This window comes from Saccharospirillum sp., assembly GCF_039982735.1.
In the GTDB taxonomy this organism is placed as follows: domain Bacteria; phylum Pseudomonadota; class Gammaproteobacteria; order Pseudomonadales; family Natronospirillaceae; genus Saccharospirillum.
In genome coordinates this window covers 294,775-314,481 of record NZ_JBDWXV010000017.1, presented here as the reverse complement: position 1 = coordinate 314,481, position 19,707 = coordinate 294,775, and the positions used below count along the sequence as shown (strand labels likewise).

Below are 19,707 nucleotides of genomic sequence, written 5' to 3'. Positions count from 1 at the left end.
GCTCCGTGAAACGCCCAGCCACCGGCACAAGGCAGCTATTCCGAAGGTTTGTCCGTATCTGTGGATGAATCCAAATCGTTCTGATGGGTTTCCGCCAGATACTGTTGCCACTTTTTTAGAAGGTCGTTCTCCTTCTTCAAGTGCTCAACTTCTTTCTTCAGCTTCGCTGTTTCTGATATTTGCTTGGACGATTTCGTTTTCCGCTTCTTAGACAAACCGACTCGCTTTTTCCGGTCGCCCTGGAGTAGGCCTTCTCGGTACTCCTTACGCCAGCGTGACAACATAAATGGATGGATACCCAAGCCATCCGCGACCTGCTTACTCTGAAGGTCAGGTTGGTAGCTCATTTTGACAGCCCGGACTTTGAACTCAGTTGAATACTGCCACGTTTTACGTGGATTAGTGTACTTTGCCATAACCACCTCTAGATGTGTTATCTAGAGGTGTCCACTAAAGTGGGTGAAGTTCAGCGTCTGAACGAGCGTCTTGTTATGCGTTTTATGTGAGTACATTTATCAACCCGATAATCAAAGAGTTCTTCTTCCGTACAAAAGCATGTCCATCCTTGCTTTTCCTTCTCTTTCTCTCGATTGCCCCATTTCGATTTTGATTTTCTCTTTGTACGCAAGCTTATTGATAAAAGGAGAAATAGTGTTTTCGATGAATTCGTCGAATACAGTCATCTTGTGCATATCAACAAAATCATCTAGTAAAACTGAAAGCAAATATGCTTCGTTTTCTGCTATTTTTGGAAAAAGAAACCATATAGTTTTCCTTCCCAACTCATCTTCGTCTTTAAAGTCCAAAAATACCAATGCATTGCTTTTATGCCATTCTTTTATAAGCCTGCAATCATCTTGGCCGATAATCGCATTAAATTTAGGATCATCGCTTTCTATTGAGAACTCATCCAGTAGTCTGTGGAAAGCTACCTTGTCTCTTTTGCGCCTTGTACCGTCCAAGACCCATATCAGCTTGGGATAGAAATTATTCCTTGAATTGCGTTCTTCCAAGCTGATTTGCGAGTGCTGAAATTCAATCACCCAATCACTATTCGTTTTTACGTCCGCGATATGTTTTTCGCCACTATTTTCGTCCGTATGAACTACTTCCTGCCATTCTTTTACAAAATTATCTTTCCATGCGCGATGCCATTCAGTTTCATTTTCCCACCATGGGTCACAGTTACGGTTTCCTTGATGAGACCAATGATTAACCTTTAACTCACCACACTTTGCAATTAAATCTGAGCCGCAACTCGGGCAGGCACCCTTCGCGCCTTTAGTCGCTACAATTTTTTCATTATTGACGATGGCGTATCTCATTAAACGACCTTATGATTCTTTTACATATAACACCCAAAACAGCGGCGCGGTTAAGCGTCCCGTTGATCACCTAGTTAACAATCACTTGACCCACTTCATTCCTTCCAATGCCTGAACAAGCTCGGGACGCATTACAAATTCATAATGCCCAGCCGAGTCAGATTCTGCCTCGCTGCCTGTCGAAAGAGTCCAGAACCACATCGGCTCTCCGTTATTCCGCACGGGAGGCGTATACCCTAAAACTTCTGCAAGTTCATGGCCCAGCGAACCGTATTGAAGATTGGCTGCATTATAGTTCTCGTAGCCAACTGCCAGGGCCAACTTGGTTGCGGTAGTTGTATGGTTCGGAAATGAATATTGAGCATTCAAAAGATCAAGATACTTGGTGTTGCGGAAGCGACTTTTATCCCGCAGTTTTAAAAGGGCTTGCTGAAATTCTTCCCTGGTTGCTACCATAAAAGCTCTCTCTATTTGTATTGTTAACACCCCTATAAATGCCAAGGGCAAGATGGACATCCACATTAACACTTGACTCAAAAAGAGTGCTGCCAGGACATCCACAATAACACTTGACCCTAAAACATCCATCCAGTAGTTTATACAGCACCACCAAAACGGGCCGTCAGGGTAAGACATTATGCCGCGTTCAAGGAAAAGCCAGATCGCCCTGGAGGCGACCCCCTACTACCACTGTACCTCACGGTGCGTGCGCCGCGCCTTTCTGTGCGGCCGTGATGAACACTCCGGTAACGACTACGAGCACCGCCGTGGCTGGATTGAGCAGCGTATGAAGGCGTTGGCCGAGGTATATGCGCTCGATATCTGTGCCTATGCCGTCATGTCCAATCATTACCACATAGTGCTTCACATCAACGCCGAGAAAGCCAAAGCCTGGTCGGATACCGAAGTCATTCAACGCTGGCATACCCTGTATGCTGGCAACCTTTTGAGTCATGAGCATTTGGCCGGTAAAGACCTGTATGAAGAACAACTCAACGTCCTTTCAGAACTGGTAACAGAATGGCGCGAACGTCTTATGTCGATCAGCTGGTTCATGCGGGCCCTGAACGAAGACATCGCCCGCCAGGCCAATGCAGAAGACGTTTGCACGGGGCGATTCTGAGAAGGTCGATTTAAATCCCAGGCATTACTGGATGAAAAAGCACTGGCAACCTGTCTAGCCTACGTCGATTTAAACTCCATACGCCCGCAGATGCCAACGCTCCTGAAGCTTCCGACTTTACGTCCGTCAAAGAACGCATTACTACTGCTCAAAGTGAACCTGAAAGCGTTGAACCAAAGCAGCCCCAACCTTTGTTTCCATTCGTAGGGTACCCCCGTCAGGATATGCCAGCAGGCCTACCCTTCCGGTTACAGGACTATCTTGAACTGGTTGACTGGACGGGTAGACAGATTCGCACAGACAAGCGCGGAAGCATCGACCAGAAAGCTCCGCCGATTCTCGAACGACTCAATATTGATACCGAACACTGGGTTTACAACACTCAGCATTTCGAGAGCCAGTTTAAAGGTTTAGTGGGCACGGCCCTGTCAATCAAAGCCCAGTTTCAGCGGTTTGGGTACCAACGAACACCGGGGCTTGCCACTGCTCAGCACTTAACTTAACCATCCATAGAAATATTCGATATCAGGATTACCTGAGGTTTTACTGTGCCTGAAAATTATGATTTTAGGACTAAACACCTTAATTCTACGCACATGACCTTCCTCACCATTGACCACTAAACGCCTTTTCTCTTCCTAGATGAAATCGGCTTCAATTGCCACTAAGATGGTTGTCTCTATTAGCTCTATCATTTCTTAGGGACTGAATCCCAGTCATCGATCAGCCCAATTGGAAGCCCATTAATACCGTTAGATCTATAGTGGGCTATTTCAAAACCTTTGTTTTCGTACGCAACATCCCGAGGCATGTCATTATCCACCAATATAATCTGACAGAGCTTACCTTTATCATCGAACTCTTCAGCAACTGCTACTAATGCGTTGAATAGATTTCTGTATTTCTCTGGATCTGCCACACCGTCAACATCACTTTCGCTGTCAATTTGACTGTCATCGGAATCTTCAGGGGTTTTCCCAAGAAATTTTCCTACGGTGTCGATCATTAATAATCCTGGTATATTAGTATCTTTACGCAGCTTCTGCAGTAAGATGGACGCCAAGTATCCGATAGAAATAATTGTTCTAAGTCCGCCCGAGTTAATTTTTCTGTATTCAATATTTCTGACTTTTGGGAAAAATGTTTTTTCGTCTATTCCCACGCCTTGGTGGTTTTTAATTTTTACTTTCTGAATAAACCTATTGATGTCTGCTCCTAGATCTTTTAAAACATTATCAAGTGACGGGGCGTCCTTTTTTAGATCATCCAATTTGATTTTGAGTTTCTCGATCGCTCCTTCTAGGCGGCCTACTTTTTCAGCGAGCGCCGCTTGCTTATTCCTTACTCGCAAAGAGTGAACTGCCTTTTCTCTCCGCTCATCAAGTTGTGCTAATTCTTTGACTATCGCGTCTCGCTCGGCTAGATACGGTGATATTGAACTTGAAAGCTCTTCATCCATTATTTCTCTGGCTTTATTTTTCTCCAGATAAAGTTCTGCAAGGAGGGCGTTGGCGGAGTTCAAATCCGATCTATTATCAGATATCAACTGCTTAAGATCTTTCGATCTCCTTTTGATTGAGGTCAACTCGTTTTTTAAACGTGTATCGCTTGGAATATCAAATTTTTCGGATATGTCACCAATGTCGATAATGGTTTCGCAAACAGGGCAGTTTGTTTTTTCCTGTATGTCTCTACCGATAAACTCTTTAGCTGATAGGCTTGATTCAATTTTATCAATGTCATTCTGATAATCATTAAGGAGTCGGCTAAATCTTTCAATGCTTCGTAAGGCTTTGCTCTTTGCTTCTTCTTGTTGCTCAATATTCAAACTAATTGTGTTTAGGGCATCTTTGAGGCCTTCATATAGTTCATTGTCGCTCGTCATTCGCTTGTTCAAATCTGAAAGCTGGGCTTTCACTTCAATTTTGATATTGTCTATATTGCTTATTTCTTCATCTAAAACTTCAGCGCTTTTAAATTCAGTCTGAGACAAAAAGTGACTTATAGCGGAGTACTGGTTTGAAATCTGTGTTTTCTCTTGTGTTTTGTTTGCTATATCTACTTCTATCTCGGATATTCCAGAGTCGAGAACATTAAATATGTACTTAAAGACTTCCCTATTTTTTGTTTCAAGTACATGGTTGCCAATGTTTAGCATGTGAGTGCTACCAACATCGTCTTGATCCAAGTAAATAAACTTGAATAAATCTAGAAAACTAAGTCTGGCTGTTTCTGATGAATCTCTTGTTGGGGCCTGCTTTAATCGAACAGCGGGAAGTTCTAGCGTTTCAATAATAAATTCGGAAAGACTTTTATTTTGATTATCTCCTTTGGCAATACTAGATTTGTATTTTTCGGGAAAGGAATTTGATATTTCAGAGTACTTGCAAGAATATACGTCAATATCCCTGGTGGGATTGAAAATATCTCTGCTGATGCAGTAGGGTGTTCCATTTACGGTTATTTCAAGGATCGCATACTTGACTGATGAAGAAATTTCTTCGTCTACCTTGATTTGCTTTCCACCAAGAAGATAGTAAACAAGCCTGAGTATGCTTGACTTTCCTGTGTCAGCATCACCATAAATTATGTTTATTCCGGGCTGAAATTTAACTCGATAATCTTTTCGATGCCCGTGCAGTATTAAATTTTTTAAAAGTAAACCTTGAGAGAGATTCATTATATTCCCTGCTTTAATACTGTATTTATATACCCATTGAGTTTGCTAGGGCTCTGCGATTGAAGCGACGAAAGTTGTTCGATAAACAGTTTTATCTTTCGGAAGTACCCACTCTCTAATTTGCTTGCGATAGATTTCCCGGTATCTGTCAGGTCAAACAAAAATCCTTCTGAGTTGGAATATTCAGGCGACAAATATTTTTTAGATGAAAGTATTTTCAACATGATCAAAAGTCGCTCACGATCAAAGAGCTCGTCGACATTTGCAGAAAGTGTGTCCACGGTGTAATAGTCAACATCATCAATGGCGATTTGGCGCTTGTTTGCCAACATTAGAACTTTGTTCAAGAAGGCAGGTTTAGTGACTAGGAAGTAGAACGATTGTATCTTGTCAATAGTTAGTACTTTCTTGTTTCTGGAGGTTTGTGCAAGGCTCCCAAGTATCAAGAGAAGTATGCCTAAGTTATAGTGCAGCTCTCGTTCTGGCTGGATATATGGAAGTTTATTCACCTTTACCCTCCGCTAAGAGATCTCTAAGTGAGTCTATTGACCCGTCTTTTACCCACCAAATATTTTCATCTTTTGAGTTGGCGAGTTGGTGGAGCATTCCTTGTTTGTGGATGGCGTTTATAAATAGAATAAACGTGTCTAAAAAATTCTTATCTTCTTTGATGATTTTTTCATGTACATCCGCCAACAATAATCCAGAATTTGGGATGCCATCATGAATATATTTTGTGTAACTATTCTGATAAACCTTGCGTATTTTTTTATATAATTCAGCCAGTCGCTTTTGGTCCGAAGCGCTACTAAATATTTTCCTAATATACTCTGCATTTAAAAACGCCTCCTTGGCCTCTCTTATTGTCGTGTTGTGTATATCGGCAGAGATTAATTTTAAGACAAACAGTTCATTGTCAAAGTCCGTTTCATCTTCAAGCTGTTTGAGTTCGAGTGCTGATATGCCAGGATCATTCTTTTCAAAATCTAATATTAATTGTTTGACGGCCATAACGATCGTGCTGGCGGGGTCCTCGGGTTTCGTAATGCTGGTGTGATCTTCATCTACTGATATTGCATCCGATTTTTCATTATCTATCGGAACGGCGCTTGTTTTTTTGACAACCAAATCATGCACGCCGTAGAAATACTTTGTGGCTGGCCTTAAGCTGGTTTTTAGCCATTCATCATTTATCTTGTGAATAAAATCATTGAGTGGTGAAAGTCCTTCTATCTGAAGGTTGTCACTTATCAATTTGCCAAAAGTTGCTGCCTCTGCTCCTTGGTGGGGTACAGCCAAAGAGATAAAGAGCTTAATCTTTGATGGTGTCTTTTCTTCAATATCTTTTGTAATAGCACTTTTGGTTACCAATCCACCCATACTATGAGCAACAACGATAATATTGTCGTATGTTTGTAGTTTGAATCGGGTTTCAGTTCTAAGTAAGTTTCCGATTTCCTCAATGCTTATATTATTGGCCAGTTTTCCGTGTGAAGTTCTGAAAATACGCTTAACAAGCGTAGAAACCTTGCCCGCCTTGGCGAAAAGGTTTAGTAACTTGGTGAAGTATGAAAAGTGGGCTATGTCATAATTTTCTGATATTTCTAAATCATCGGAAAATAATTCAGGGAAGGAGCGTGCCTCCCCATTCCGCCAGGTCGCTTCTCCTCCGCAAAATCCATGAACAAATAGGATTAGGTTCTTTTTATTTTGCTGAGAAATGAATTCAATCATTTGGCTTTCCCATTATATGAACCAATAACATCTTTTCCCCTTACTCCCTTTGGCAACTCTGCCAAAACCTGCAGTGAAATGTAACAGTTTGTTCTTGTGGAACCTTGCACATGATCCAAGGATATTTTAAAAGCCCATGCTGATCCAAAGCACTGTTAACCCTCATTTCAGAACCGTTCAGCATTAAATTTCGACTTCAGAACAAACGCTTCACAACCCCTAACAAACCGATAAATACGCTGACTATCCAGGATATTCCGGCATATTTGTAACGTATCCACGGTGATATCCTGTATAAGTTGCACTGTCGCTACCTGATAGTGCTTCTCACAGCACTTCTGTAGCATAAGTAGCAACCACAAGTACACAACCAACCAGATCAATCAGAAGGGGTTGGGTGGCTGGCATTAATAGTAAATTGCCGAATATAAATCGACCAGACTCGCTACCGCCCGCCCGGTTACAGGGCACACCAAAGCAAAATACGTTGTATTTTCACCTTCTCACTCTGTGACAGGGTTGGCAAGAACTTATTTTGAGTAGGTGTCAGATGTGTCCGCTTTTGATTGAAAGGGGGTAGGTAGGGTGGGTTTTGTGGCTGAATGATATGTTTGAAATCCAGAAGCGTGCCCTCTCCCCAGCCCTCTCCCATGGGATGGGAGAGGGAGCGGTTAGTTGGGGGAGTTCTGTGGTTGGTTTGCTTTCTGCCGTTCATAAAAAAGGCCGGATGCCTTGTTAGTGCATCCGGCCTTTGTTTTTACAGCCTAGTGCTTATTACGCCAGATCGAACCGATCAGCGTCCATCACCTTGGTCCAGGCAGCAACAAAGTCTTTCACAAACCGCTCTTTCGAGTCGTTCTGGGCATAGACTTCAGCAATGGCGCGCAACTGGGAGTTGGAGCCAAAGATCAGGTCGACGCGCGTACCGGTCCACTTCACCGCACCGCTCTTGCGATCCTTACCTTCGAACGCGTCGGCTTCAGACGATACCGGCTTCCACTCGGTGTTGATGTCGGTCAGGTTCACGAAGAAGTCGTTGGTGAGTTTGCCCGGTGTTTTGGTCAGCACGCCGTGTTTGGCCTGCTTGTAGTTGGCGTTCATCACGCGCATGCCACCGACCAGTACCGTCATTTCCGGTGCGCTCAAGCCCAGCAACTGTGCCTTGTCGATCAGCATTTCCTCGTCGGAGACGGTGAACGCTGCACGACGGTAGTTGCGGAAGCCGTCGGCCTCGGGTTTCAGCCAGTCGAAGGCTTCTACGTCGGTTTGGTCGTCGGTGGCGTCGGTGCGGCCCGGTGTGAAGGGTACGTCCACCGAGTGGCCAGCGTCTTTCGCCGCTTTTTCAACAGCGGCAACGCCACCCAGCACAATAAGGTCGGCCAGAGAGACTTGCTTCTTGCCAGACTGGTCGTTGAAGGCTTTTTGCACGCCTTCCAGCGCTTTGAGCACCTTGGCCAACTGATCCGGCTGGTTTACTTCCCAGTCTTTCTGGGGAGCCAGGCGGATGCGGGCACCGTTGGCACCACCGCGCATGTCGGAACCGCGGAAGGTCGAGGCGGATGACCAAGCGGTGTAGACCAGTTCGGAGACCGACAGGCCAGTCGCCAGAATCTTGCCTTTCAGGTCAGCGATGTCTTTGGCGTTTACCAGTTCATGGTCAACCGCTGGCACCGGGTCTTGCCAGATCAGGTCTTCAGCCGGGACTTCCGGGCCGAGATACCGGGCTTTCGGGCCCATATCGCGGTGGGTCAGCTTGAACCAGGCGCGGGCGAAGGCGTCGGCGAACTCTTCCGGGTTTTTGTGGAAGTGCTGCGAAATCTTCCGGTATTCCGGGTCTTCGCGCATGGCCATGTCGGCGGTGGACATCATGATGCCCACCTTGGTAGAGGCGTCTTCCGGGTCCGGTGCCTTGTCGCTGTCTTTCAGGCCTTTGGCCACCCACTGCTGGGCGCCGGCCGGGCTCTTCGACAGCTCCCACTCATACCCGAACAGGACATCAAAGTAGCTCATGTCCCACTGGGTTGGGGTAGGGGTCCAGGCGCCTTCCAGGCCGCTGGTGGTGGTGTCGCGGCCTTTGCCTTTACCGTGGCTGTTGATCCAGCCAAAGCCCATGTTCTCGATCGGGGCGGCTTCGGGTTCGGGACCGACTTTATCCGGGTCACCGGCACCGTGGGTTTTACCGAAGGTGTGGCCACCGGCGGTCAGGGCGACGGTTTCATAGTCGTTCATCGCCATGCGGGCGAAGGTTTCCCGAATGTCTTTGGCCGACGCCAGTGGGTCCGGGTTGCCATCGGGGCCTTCCGGGTTCACGTAGATCAGGCCCATTTGTACGGCGGCCAGCGGGTTTTCGAGTTCCCGGTCGCCGGTGTAGCGGCTGTTGTCTTTGTCGCTGGTGGCCAGCCATTCTTTCTCGGCGCCCCAGTAGATGTCTTCTTCCGGCTGGAAGATGTCGGCGCGGCCGCCGGCGAAACCAAAGGTTTTAAAGCCCATGGATTCGAGCGCGACGTTACCGGTCAGGATGAACAGGTCGGCCCAGGAAAGCTTGTTGCCGTACTTCTGCTTTACCGGCCACAGCAAGCGGCGGGCTTTATCGAGGTTGCCGTTATCGGGCCAGCTGTTGAGCGGCGCAAATCGCTGGTTGCCGGTGCCCGCACCGCCACGGCCATCGCCCGTACGGTAGGTGCCGGCGGCGTGCCAGGCCATGCGGATCATGAAGGGGCCGTAGTGACCGTAGTCGGCGGGCCACCAGTCCTGCGAGTCTTTCAGCAGGGCTTCGATGTCTTTTTTAACCGCGGGCAAGTCGAGTGATTTGAAGGCTTCCGCGTAATCGAAGTCGTCGCCCAACGGGTTAGATTTTGGCGCGTGCTGGTGCAGGATCGCCAGGTTCAACTGGTTCGGCCACCAGTCCATGTTGGCGGTGCCGGTGGTCATCTTGGTGCGTGAACCGTGCATCACCGGGCATTTGCCGGCTGCTTCTGTCTGATTCGTGGTCATAACTCTCTCCGTCTGTGACTGTTTGGTTGCGTTATTCTGGTTATAAGGTTGTGTAACGTTAGTCGGGACTCGGTGAACTGGCCACTCAACCCGACGACTTTACAGCCTGTCTGCCGGGAGCCAGCACCGGTCTGAGCCATGTCAGTCAATATCAGGGGATGCGGATAAGTCATGGCTTCCTTACCGCCTTACTACTCACACCAGTTATAGCAGTGGTCAGTCATTGCCATAAGTTTGTTTTAACGACCGATGCAATAGCTTTTGTATATCGGCTGTGTGTCAGTGCCCGGTATGGGTTAATATCGGGCCTGATGCTGTAGACGATATTAGGACCGATATGCAAAACAATAAGAAAGAGACGGCAGTGCCAGCGGGTGCCTCGCCGTTGCGACGGCTGGCCATTGGTTTGTTGCGACTGACGGGCTGGTATGTGGAACCCTTTCCGGACATTCCGAAGGCCATTGTCGTAGGCGGGCCGCATACCTCGAACTGGGATGGCGTATTGGGCTTTACCACGGGTTTCGCTCTGGCATTGCACGCCCGGTTTATGATCAAGAACTCCCTGTTCAGGTGGCCCTTTGGTTGGCTGCTGAAGAAGCTGGGCGGTATTCCGGTCGACCGTTCCAAAGCTGGCGGCGTGGTGGGGCAGACCGTGGCCGAATTTAACAGCCGTGACCGCATCATCATTGTGATGACGCCGGAAGGCACCCGAAGCAACGCGGATACATGGAAAACCGGGTTTCACCATATCGCCCGCCAGGCGGGTGTTCCGATTGTGCTGGCAACGGCCGATTACCGCAGAAAGCAGGTAACCTTTCCGCTGATTCTGGAGCCGAGTGAAGACCTCGAAGCGGATATGCAACGCATCTATGAATGCTTTTCTGATGTCACGCCGCAGCATCCAGAGAAATTGTCTCGTCCGGTGAAAGTTTTGTTTGATCAAAAGCAGGCGGGTGCCCATTCGGGGAAGCGCTGAAACAAACTGTAAACGACTATTAAGTCCCGAAGGATCTGGCCGATGCAGTAGGCTCACACTCAATCGACGAGCCGCAGATGAATGTTGGATCCATAGGTTCGGTGGCTGCCTATTCCACGGCCCAGGCCACCAACGAAGCCAAAGGCGAGGCCGGTTTGAAAGTCCTGAAGCAGGCGACGGACCTGCAGGCAGATCTTGCCCTGCAACTGATACAAAGCATTAACCCCGGGCAGGCGGCCGACCCCATTGGCAACCTCGGTCAGAACGTGAGCGTTCGGGTCTGAGCCCAACCACGGAAGCAGCCGCAATGGCTGCTTTATTATCGTTTTTATTGACCGGTCGGGCTCCCTTGCCGTGCCAGTGCATTACCCAACGCCTGAAAATACCGGTTAAACGCCTCATTAATACGCGCTCTCTGCGCCTCTTGCGGATAGAGACCTTGTTTGGCCTCGGGCGACTCCCGGGTGCCTTTCACCAGAAAGTGATTCTTAAGGGCGGCATCCTGAACAAAGGCCTCAAAAGACCGGGCAGCCAGTTCCTCCGGCAGGCTGTAATACAGGCCGCCCTGGCTGCGGTCGGCCTCGACCGAGCGCTTGAACAACTCGCTTGTTCCGGTGCCCGCGTCGTTCAGCAGAATGGCCTTGTAGCAATCGAACAGCAGCTGGTTCAGCGGGTGCCCGATGGCCGGGCTGTCGGCGAGCCAGGCCGCCGAGGCGAAACGACCGGCCGTGGCGGTTTTAAAGGCCTTGTCCGCCAGGTAGTGGTCGAGGGCGTGAAACCATTCATGGGCAATGCTGCCCGGCCCAGCGTTCTTGGCCAGGGCCAGGGTGCGTGAGGCCGGTTCATAGTGGGCCGCTACGCCTGGCTGGCCACCGCGGCCATAGGTGAGCGACAGGGTGCCGCGCAACGACAGCAGGTCGGCCGTGCCGTGCAGAATTGTCTGCAAGTCGGCGAGCGCGTCATAGAAATGGTTGGCGGTACTGGCCTGCTCGGCTTTGGTGACCCAGCGGCCAATGGTGACGGTGCGCAACCCGAAACGGCGTTTGACGTCGCCAAAGCCGACCTCGCGATCACCCCGGTGGTTGGGGCCATTGCGGTAGAAGTCGCGGTCGAGCAGTCGCTGGGTGGGCGTGCGCTGAATGGGGTTTCTCCTGAGAGCTGGATTGAAAGTTAAAGGTAACAGACATGCATTTTAACGGGTGTTGATTCAAACTGTCGCCCTGCTGTTGAAACGACAAGGTAATGAACAATGCCCCGCGTGGTCATGATCGATAATCACGACTCCTTCACCTATAACCTGGTGCACTACCTGCAAGAGCTCGGCGCCGATGTCTTGGTGGTGCAGAGCGATGCCACCACTTTAAATGACCTCGACGCCCTGGCGCCGGATGCCCTGATGATTTCACCGGGGCCCTGTACGCCCAACGAAGCCGGTATTTCAATGGCGGCGGTGCAGCATTTTGCCGGGAAAACGCCGGTGTTGGGCGTGTGCCTCGGCCATCAGTGCATTGGCCAGGTCTTTGGCGCTGCTGTTGTGCGGGCCGGGCGGGTGATGCACGGTAAAACCTCACGGGTACACCACACCGGGCGTGGCGTCTTTGCCGGTCTTGAAAACCCCTTTCAGGTAACCCGCTATCATTCGCTGGTGATCGATCAGCGCGGTCTGCCAGATTGCCTGGAAGTCACCGCCTGGACCGAAACCCCGGATGGCGCCATCGAGGAGATCATGGGCGTTCGGCACCGTTCGCTGGCGGTGGAGGGGGTGCAATTCCACCCGGAATCGATTCTGACTCACCATGGCCATGCGCTGCTGGCGCGGTTTCTGGAGGTTCCCCTGCCTGCGGCCCTATCGGCCGCTCCGGGGCCTGATCAGCCTGCCGCAATCTGATATAGTGTTGCGAAACTTAACCACCCCCTTCTACCCTGACCCGCAGGAGCGAGCATGGATATCAAGTACGCCTTGAAGCGCATTTCCGAACACGGCCACTTCAGCCAGGAGGACATGCAATTGGTCATGCGCCAGATCATGACCGGAGAATGCACCGACGCTCAGATTGGTGCCTTCCTGATGGGCCTGCGCATGAAGGGGGAAACCATCGAGGAAATCACCGGTGCGGCCATGGTCATGCGTGAACTGGCCGCCAGCGTGAATGTGAACGTTGATCACCTGGTCGATACCTGCGGTACTGGCGGCGACGGACAGGACTTGTTCAACGTCTCAACCGCCGCCGCCTTTGTAGTCGCCGCCGCCGGTGGCCGGGTAGCCAAACACGGCAACCGGGGTGTGTCGTCGAATTCGGGCAGTGCCGATCTGCTCGAAGCGGCGGGCATCAACATCAACCTGACGCCGGAGCAAACCGCCCGGGCGGTTGAATCGGTCGGCGTGGGTTTTATGTTTGCGCCCGGCCACCACAGCGCCATGAAGTACGCCATTGGCCCGCGCAAAGAACTGGGTATGCGTACGATTTTTAACATCATCGGCCCGCTGACCAACCCGGCCGGTGTAAAACGCCAGGTGATTGGGGTATTCACTGAAAACCTCTGTGAGCCGCTGGCCCATGTGATGAAGCGCCTGGGCAGTGAACACGTGATGGTGGTGCACTCCAAAGACGGGCTCGATGAATTTAGCATTGGTGGCAGCAACTTTGTGGCGGAACTGAAAGACGGTGAGGTGCGCAGTTACAAGATCCGGCCGGAAGACGTTGGCCTGGCGACCCAGGGGTTGTCTGGTCTGGCGGTGCAGAATTCCCAACAGAGTTTTGAACTGATCAAGAACGCCCTGACCGGTGCGAGCGATGAAGTCTCCGCCCGGGCCGCCGACATTATTGCGTTGAATGCTGGGGCAGCGATTTACGTATCGGGCGTGGCCAGTGATCTGGAACAGGGCATTGCCATGGCGCAGGATGCGATCTCGACCGGTCTGGCGTTCGAGAAAATGAAAGAACTGGCGGCGTTTTCCGACGCCCTGAGCGGAGCCTGAGCGTGACCGATACACCGACCATTCTGAAAAAAATCAACGATCGCAAGCGCGAAGAAATCGCTGAGCGCTCGCGGCGCGTCAGTGCGCTGGACCTGGAACGCGAGTTCGACCGGCACCCGTCGCCGCGAGGCTTTGCCCGGGCGCTGAACGCTAAAATTGAAGCGGGCAAGGCCGCGGTCATCGCCGAAATCAAGAAAGCCTCGCCCAGCAAAGGCATCTTGCGAGATCCCTTTGTGCCCGTCGAAATTGCACAAAGTTATGAACGCGCGGGCGCTGCCTGTTTGTCGGTCCTTACCGACCGGGATTTCTTTCAGGGCCATGAAGACTACCTGGTAGCCGTACGCGACGGCTGCGCGTTGCCGGTGATCCGCAAAGACTTCCTGATCGACCCCTATCAGATTACCGAAGCCAGAGCGTTGGGCGCAGACTGCGTGCTGTTGATTGTTGCCTCACTCGAAGCCGCGCAACTGACCGATTTGCACGACCAGGCCCGTGAACTCGGCATGGATGTGCTGGTTGAAGTACACGATGCCGCGGAAATGGACATGGCTTTGCGCCTCGATACTCCGCTGATCGGCATTAACAACCGCAACCTGCATACGTTCGAGGTTACCCTGGACACCACGCTGGCGCTCAAAGACGCCGTCGATGAAGGGCGCACCCTGATCACCGAAAGCGGTATTCTGACACCGGCCGACGTTGAATTAATGCGCAATAACCGCATCAATGCGTTTCTGGTCGGTGAAGCGTTTATGCGCGCCGATGACCCCGGTACACGAATGAACGAATTGTTTGGAGAGCTTTGATGCCACCGATAGTGACGATACTGGTTGTACTGGCGCTGGTGATGCTGGTGGTCATTAAAATCACCTCCGCCAAGGGCTCGGAAGTCAGTGAAGAACAGGCGGCCAAATATTCGAAATGGATTCGGATACTGGTGCCGCTGGTGCTGATTGGGGCGGCGATTAAGTATTTTATAGGATAGAGAGAAGCTGCGAGCTGCGAGTTTTTAGTAAAGAAAGTCCGAGTTTGCAATCAATTGAGTGTTAGGTGCCGGGTAGGCTTATCTGGGGTAGTCCACAGCAGGGACGCTGCGGTCTAGGCTCCATGGACGGGTTGAGTGGGCGGCACTCCGCCCGACCCCAGATAAGCCTACCCGGTGCCTGACACGGACTCAAAGCACCTACGTAAGCCCAAACGCCGATACAAAAAAAAGCGACCCGAAGGTCGCTTTTTTTATGAACGCAAAACCAGAGTATTAATCAGCTTTGCGGGGTTTGCGCGGCTTGCGGTCGCCAGCGGGCTTGCGCCGTGCCGGTGCCCCAGCCGGGCTGTCTTCCCAGGCGCGCAGGGCCATGGGGCGGCCTTTGACGCGGGTCTTTTTCAGCTGTTCCAGAATCTCCTTGGGCATGCCGGTGGGCAGGTCGACCAGGGTGTACTGTTCCTGAATGCTGATGTTGTTGATGAAGCGGCCTTCGATGCCGGCTTCATTGGCAATGGCGCCGACAATGTGGCCCGGCTCAACGCCGTCTTTACGGCCCACATCGAGACGGTATTTCTGGGCGTCGTAATCCAGCGGGCGGTCGCGTTTGGCACCGCGTTCCGGACGGGGTTTGCCATCGCGGCCCGGGCGGTCATCGCGGTCGCGAACTGGACGCGGCTTCGGATCTTCCGGAATCTGCAGCGGCTTGTCTTCCTGTGCCATCATTGCCAGCGCAGCAGCCAGATCGCGCGCATCGACCGGGGTTTCCGTGTTCTCGACCCAGCCATCAATCATGGCACGGAAGAACGTTAAATCGGCGCTTTCAATGCGCTCCAGCACATCGGCCTTGAACTGACCGGCGCGGTGGTCGCTCAACTGGGCAGCGCTCGGCAGCGGGTAAGGCTTCAGTTGCTGCTTGGTAACGCGTTCGATATCGCGCAGCAAGCGACGCTCGCGCGGCTTGACGAACATGATCGCCTTGCCACTGCGACCGGCACGGCCAGTACGGCCAATGCGGTGGGTGTAGGTCTGTACATCGCCGGGAATGTCCCAGTTGATGACGTGGCTGATGCGTTCAACGTCGAGACCACGGGCGGCCACGTCAGTAGCAATTACCAGGTCGAGCTTGCCGCTCTTGAACTGGTTGATGATGTCTTCACGCTGCTTCTGGGCAACGTCGCCGCTCAGAGCAGTACAGGCGTGGCCACGGGCAGCCAGCTTGTCGGCCAGGAACTGGCTTTCAACCTTGGTGCGCACGAACAGAATCGCCGCGTTCCACTCTTCCACTTCCAGAATTCGGGTCAGGGCTTCGAGCTTGTCGATGCCGCCGACGTGCCAGACGAACTGCTCGATCTTCTCAAGGGCTGCCTGGCTGGCCTGAATTTCAATGCGCACGGGGTCTTTCAGGTACTGCTGGGTCAGGCGTTTGACCTGCTGGATCATGGTGGCTGAGAACAGGGCAACCTGCTTGTTGGCCGGGGTGTGTTCCAGAATCCAGTCGATGTCTTCAACAAAGCCCATGCGCAGCATTTCGTCGGCTTCGTCGAGCACCAGGTGCTTGAGGTTGGTCAGGTCGAGCGAGTTGCGACGCAAGTGGTCCATGACCCGGCCCGGCGTACCGACGATGACCTGGGGGTTCTGTTTCAGGCCGCGCAGCTGGTTGCGCATGTCCGCACCGCCGTAAATCGGCAGAACGTTGAAGCCGGCCGAACCTTTGGCATACGACTGGAACGCCTCGGCCACCTGAATGGCCAGTTCGCGCGTTGGGCACAACACCAGGGTTTGGGGTGCCTGGACTTTACTGTCCATGATGCTAAGCAGCGGCAAAGCAAAGGCGGCGGTTTTACCGGTGCCGGTCTGGGCCAGGCCCAGCACATCTTTACCCGCCACAATGGCAGGAATGGCCTGCTGTTGAATCGGCGTCGGGGTTTCGTAGCCAAGCTTGGTCAGGTTTTCAAGTACATTGGGCGCCAGGCCCAGTTGATCAAAACGGGGGGTATCAGTCATTCAGAACACATCCTCGAGGGGTCGCACCACGCGTACCCGGGCTTCAAGAAGGAGCCGCTTTCGAGTCGTACCGGTAAACCGGCGTATTCCCAGACAAGGCAGGAATCGGTCAAATAGGCTCCCTTCAGGCCGAACGATATCGTTCGGCTTATGGTAAAAACGGGGCGCGGAGTATACACAATGGCGGCCCGGCTGTCTGCTTTTAATACGCCAGCTAATGAGCCAAAGCGGTGTCAGGTTCATGCGACGCTCAGCGGTCAGCCATGGTTTCCCGGCCTTCCTTCACCAGCCAATCGACAAACTCCAGCACCAGTGGTGCAACGGCGCGGTTGGTCGGGAAGACAATGTGGTAGCCATTGGGCGATTGCAGCGGTGTCTCTGTCAGGGCGACCAGGGCGCCACTGTCGAGCATGGGTTCAATAAAGGGAGACCAGCCAATGGCAACCCCCTGGCCGGACAGGGCCGCCTGCAGCAGCAGGGTGTAGTTGTTGAACATCAACTCGGGTTCACGCGGTGCTGAGCCGATGTTGAGTCTTGAGAACAGCTCAGGCCAGTCAAACCACCGGGCGTTGTGGTCTGCCTCCAGCTGCAGCAAGGGTAGCTCGGTGAGCCGAGCAGAACCCGAACCGGCGGGGTACCGCTCCAGCAATGCCAGACTGCAAACCGGGATGACCTGTTCGGTAAAGAGCGGGCGCGTGGGCGCCGAGATATCGTGGCCATGGCCAAATAGCAGGGCGATGTCGACATCGGCCTGGTCGGGTGTCACCGATTGTTGTGAGGTGACCAGACGGACGTCCACATCCGGATGAACGGCCCGAAAGTGTCGCAGCCGCGGCAGTATCCAGTAGCTGCCCAGCGCATAGTCGGTGGCAACGTTGATGACGTCATGGTGCGCCTGCTTGCGGGTTTGCTGAACTCCCTTCAGCAGTTGCGTCAGCCCCTGAGCAACGGGTAAGTAGAGCTGATCACCCGCTCGGGTTAACTGAACCCCGCGTTGAGTGCGTTGAAACAGCGGGCTGCCAATCTCGGCTTCCAGTCGTTTTACGTGCTGGCTGATCGCCGACTGGGTGCTGCCAAGTTCCTTCGCGGCGGCGGTGAAAGAATGCAGCCGGGCCGCGGCTTCAAAGGCCATTAGCAACGTCAGCGGAGGTAGGCTGTTCGATTTTGGCATTAGTTATTCTTATGTCTGGCATTAGTAACCAGTCAGTTTACAGAGCACTTTTGGCGGCGCAACATGAGTTTGGACATTAATTGAATTGATGGGAGGGCTTTGCAACAGGCCTCCTGATTCTGACGCCTGGAGTGACCATGAACCCAACGCAACCCAATATTCTCTTCATCATGGCGGATCAGATCACCGCATCGGCATTGCCGGTGTATGGCAATCGGACGGTGAAAGCGCCTCACCTGGAGAGCCTGGCAAAAGAGGGGGTGGTGTTTGATTCCGCCTACTGCAACAGCCCTTTGTGCGCGCCCTCCCGCTTTGTGCTGATGACCGGGCGTTTGCCCGCCAAGATCGGGGCCTATGACAACGCCGCCGAATTGCCGGCCGATGTCCCCACCTATGCGCACTATTTGCGCAATGCCGGCTATAAAACGGCGCTGTCCGGAAAGATGCATTTTTGCGGGCCGGACCAGTTACACGGCTTTGAAGAGCGTTTTACCAGCGACATCTACCCGGCCGACTTTGGCTGGGCGGTCAACTGGGATGAGCCTTCAAGCCGGCCCACCTGGTATCACGACATGTCTTCGGTGACGCAGGCAGGCCCCTGTGTGCGCTCGAACCAGCTCGATTACGACGATGAAGTGGGCTTTCATGCGCGCCGTTACCTGTATGACCAGGCTCGCAGTACCGATAAACGCCCCTTCTGCCTGACTGTGTCGATGACCCATCCGCACGACCCCTACGCCATTCCCGAGGAATACTGGAACCGGTACCGGGATGAAGACATCGACCTGCCCAGAGTCCGTCTCGATGAGTCGCAACGGGACCCGCATTCCAAGCGGTTGCGCGCGCTCTACCAGGCCGACACCACAGAATGTGATGATAACCAAATCCGTAATGCTCGCCGGGCCTACTACGGGGCCATCAGTTACGTTGATGATCAGGTCGGTGCCTTGCTCAAAACGCTTAAGGAAACCGGGTTGGACAAAAACACCCTGATCGTCTTTTCCGGCGATCATGGTGACATGCTGGGTGAGCGCGACCTTTGGTACAAGATGAGCTGGTTTGAAGACTCGGCCCGGGTACCGTTAATTGTCTGTGCACCGGATCGTTACCAAGCCGCACGCGTTAAAGCCAGCGTTTCGACGCTCGATCTGTTGCCCACCCTGATTGAGATGGCTACCGGAGCGAAGCCCCGGCTGGCCACGGATATCGAAGGTCGCAGCCTGGTGCCGCATTTGACCGCTGATGGCGGGCATGATGAAGTCATCGGTGAATACATGGGCGAAGGCACAGTCGCCCCGGTGATGATGATTCGCCGGGGGGACTGGAAATACATCTATTGCCCGGCCGACCCGGATCAGCTCTATAACCTGGCCAGCGATCCGGATGAACTCAGCAATCTCGCAACGGACCCGGAATTTGGCAGTGTCTTGCAGGCGTTTCGCGAAGAAGCCGCCAAGCGCTGGGACATGGAAAAGATTCAGCAGGAAGTTCTGGACAGCCAGCGTCGCCGTCGCCTGGTGGCCGAAGCCCTGTCAAAAGGACGCGTCACTTCCTGGGATTATCAGCCCTGGTTTGATGCAAGCCAACAATACATGCGCAACACCGTCGATTTGGGTGACCTGGAGCGGCAAGCTCGATTGCCCGTGGTGCCCGGGGCGTAATCATTCGCCCAAGTAAACCCATGAAGGAGACCCGGGAGCCTAACCCCGCGTCAATCATCGAGCATTAAACAGAG

Annotated in this window: 18 protein-coding genes; 9 read left to right on the top strand and 9 right to left on the bottom strand. The window is 52.4% G+C overall.

Annotated elements, in window-relative coordinates; all coding sequences use genetic code 11:
- Positions 1-211 (top strand): hypothetical protein (locus ABJT94_RS15765; protein ID WP_348485192.1); only part of this gene is annotated, 211 nt, incomplete at its 5' end.
- 316 nt (positions 212-527) lie between these two features.
- Here the strand turns inward: ABJT94_RS15765 and ABJT94_RS15760 are convergent.
- A complete protein-coding gene (locus ABJT94_RS15760; RefSeq protein ID WP_348483115.1) occupies positions 528-1,325 on the bottom strand; it encodes a competence protein CoiA family protein in 798 nt (265 codons plus the stop codon).
- Positions 1,326-1,406: 81 nt separating this feature from the next.
- The gene (locus ABJT94_RS15755; protein WP_348483116.1) at positions 1,407-1,961 is read right to left on the bottom strand and encodes a hypothetical protein; all 555 of its coding nucleotides are present in this window, start codon (positions 1,959-1,961) and stop codon (positions 1,407-1,409) included.
- A gap of 1 nt (position 1,962) precedes the next feature.
- Here ABJT94_RS15755 and ABJT94_RS15750 point away from each other — a divergent pair, with 1 nt between their 5' ends.
- Positions 1,963-2,448, top strand: coding sequence for a hypothetical protein (locus ABJT94_RS15750; protein ID WP_348483117.1), 486 nt, complete (start codon positions 1,963-1,965; stop codon positions 2,446-2,448).
- A 691-nt stretch (positions 2,449-3,139) separates the two neighbouring features.
- On the opposite strand, the gene ABJT94_RS15745 is transcribed toward ABJT94_RS15750, so the two are convergent.
- From ABJT94_RS15745 to katG, 4 genes are all read right to left on the bottom strand, one after another.
- Complete coding sequence (locus ABJT94_RS15745) at positions 3,140-5,128, bottom strand: hypothetical protein (protein ID WP_348483118.1); 1,989 nt, start codon at positions 5,126-5,128, stop codon at positions 3,140-3,142.
- Positions 5,128-5,637, bottom strand: coding sequence for an ABC-three component system middle component 4 (locus ABJT94_RS15740; protein ID WP_348483119.1), 510 nt, complete (start codon positions 5,635-5,637; stop codon positions 5,128-5,130). Before ABJT94_RS15740 ends, ABJT94_RS15745 begins: the two co-directional genes overlap by 1 nt.
- Positions 5,630-6,862, bottom strand: a complete 1,233-nt coding sequence (locus ABJT94_RS15735; protein WP_348483120.1) for an ABC-three component system protein — start codon at positions 6,860-6,862, stop codon at positions 5,630-5,632. The genes ABJT94_RS15740 and ABJT94_RS15735 overlap by 8 nt, the downstream gene beginning before the upstream one ends.
- Before the next feature lie 774 nt (positions 6,863-7,636).
- On the bottom strand, positions 7,637-9,856 hold the full coding sequence (gene katG, locus ABJT94_RS15730; RefSeq protein ID WP_348477631.1) for a catalase/peroxidase HPI: 2,220 nt from the start codon (positions 9,854-9,856) through the stop codon (positions 7,637-7,639).
- A gap of 337 nt (positions 9,857-10,193) precedes the next feature.
- Here katG and ABJT94_RS15725 point away from each other — a divergent pair, with 337 nt between their 5' ends.
- Together ABJT94_RS15725 and ABJT94_RS15720 are read left to right on the top strand one after the other, a co-directional pair.
- Positions 10,194-10,832 carry a lysophospholipid acyltransferase family protein gene (locus ABJT94_RS15725; protein WP_348477632.1) on the top strand — a complete coding sequence of 213 codons (639 nt, stop codon included), beginning with the start codon at positions 10,194-10,196 and terminating at the stop codon, positions 10,830-10,832.
- A 77-nt stretch (positions 10,833-10,909) separates the two neighbouring features.
- Positions 10,910-11,116, top strand: a complete 207-nt coding sequence (locus tag ABJT94_RS15720) for a YjfB family protein (protein ID WP_348477633.1) — start codon at positions 10,910-10,912, stop codon at positions 11,114-11,116.
- Positions 11,117-11,160: 44 nt separating this feature from the next.
- On the opposite strand, the gene ABJT94_RS15715 is transcribed toward ABJT94_RS15720, so the two are convergent.
- Positions 11,161-11,949 (bottom strand): CLCA_X family protein, encoded by a 789-nt coding sequence (locus ABJT94_RS15715; protein WP_348485194.1) that lies wholly within the window; start codon positions 11,947-11,949, stop codon positions 11,161-11,163.
- Positions 11,950-12,081: 132 nt separating this feature from the next.
- Here ABJT94_RS15715 and ABJT94_RS15710 point away from each other — a divergent pair, with 132 nt between their 5' ends.
- From ABJT94_RS15710 to ABJT94_RS15695, 4 genes are read left to right on the top strand one after another with little or no spacing between them, the layout of a single operon-like run.
- Positions 12,082-12,720, top strand: coding sequence for an aminodeoxychorismate/anthranilate synthase component II (locus ABJT94_RS15710; protein WP_348477634.1), 639 nt, complete (start codon positions 12,082-12,084; stop codon positions 12,718-12,720).
- 54 nt (positions 12,721-12,774) lie between these two features.
- A complete protein-coding gene (gene trpD, locus ABJT94_RS15705) occupies positions 12,775-13,812 on the top strand; it encodes an anthranilate phosphoribosyltransferase (RefSeq protein WP_348477635.1) in 1,038 nt (345 codons plus the stop codon).
- Positions 13,809-14,618, top strand: a complete 810-nt coding sequence (gene trpC / locus ABJT94_RS15700; RefSeq protein WP_348477747.1) for an indole-3-glycerol phosphate synthase TrpC — start codon at positions 13,809-13,811, stop codon at positions 14,616-14,618. Before trpD ends, trpC begins: the two co-directional genes overlap by 4 nt.
- Positions 14,618-14,797 carry a hypothetical protein gene (locus ABJT94_RS15695; protein ID WP_127559723.1) on the top strand — a complete coding sequence of 60 codons (180 nt, stop codon included), beginning with the start codon at positions 14,618-14,620 and terminating at the stop codon, positions 14,795-14,797. The genes trpC and ABJT94_RS15695 overlap by 1 nt, the downstream gene beginning before the upstream one ends.
- A 273-nt stretch (positions 14,798-15,070) precedes the next feature.
- Here ABJT94_RS15695 and ABJT94_RS15690 read toward each other — a convergent pair whose 3' ends face one another.
- Complete coding sequence (locus ABJT94_RS15690; RefSeq protein WP_348477636.1) at positions 15,071-16,801, bottom strand: DEAD/DEAH box helicase; 1,731 nt, start codon at positions 16,799-16,801, stop codon at positions 15,071-15,073.
- Positions 16,802-17,051: 250 nt separating this feature from the next.
- A complete protein-coding gene (locus tag ABJT94_RS15685) occupies positions 17,052-17,972 on the bottom strand; it encodes a LysR substrate-binding domain-containing protein (protein ID WP_348477637.1) in 921 nt (306 codons plus the stop codon).
- A gap of 137 nt (positions 17,973-18,109) precedes the next feature.
- On the opposite strand from ABJT94_RS15685, the gene betC reads away from it, so the two are divergent.
- Positions 18,110-19,633 carry a choline-sulfatase gene (betC, locus tag ABJT94_RS15680; RefSeq protein WP_348477638.1) on the top strand — a complete coding sequence of 508 codons (1,524 nt, stop codon included), beginning with the start codon at positions 18,110-18,112 and terminating at the stop codon, positions 19,631-19,633.
- Positions 19,634-19,707 lie beyond the last annotated feature (74 nt).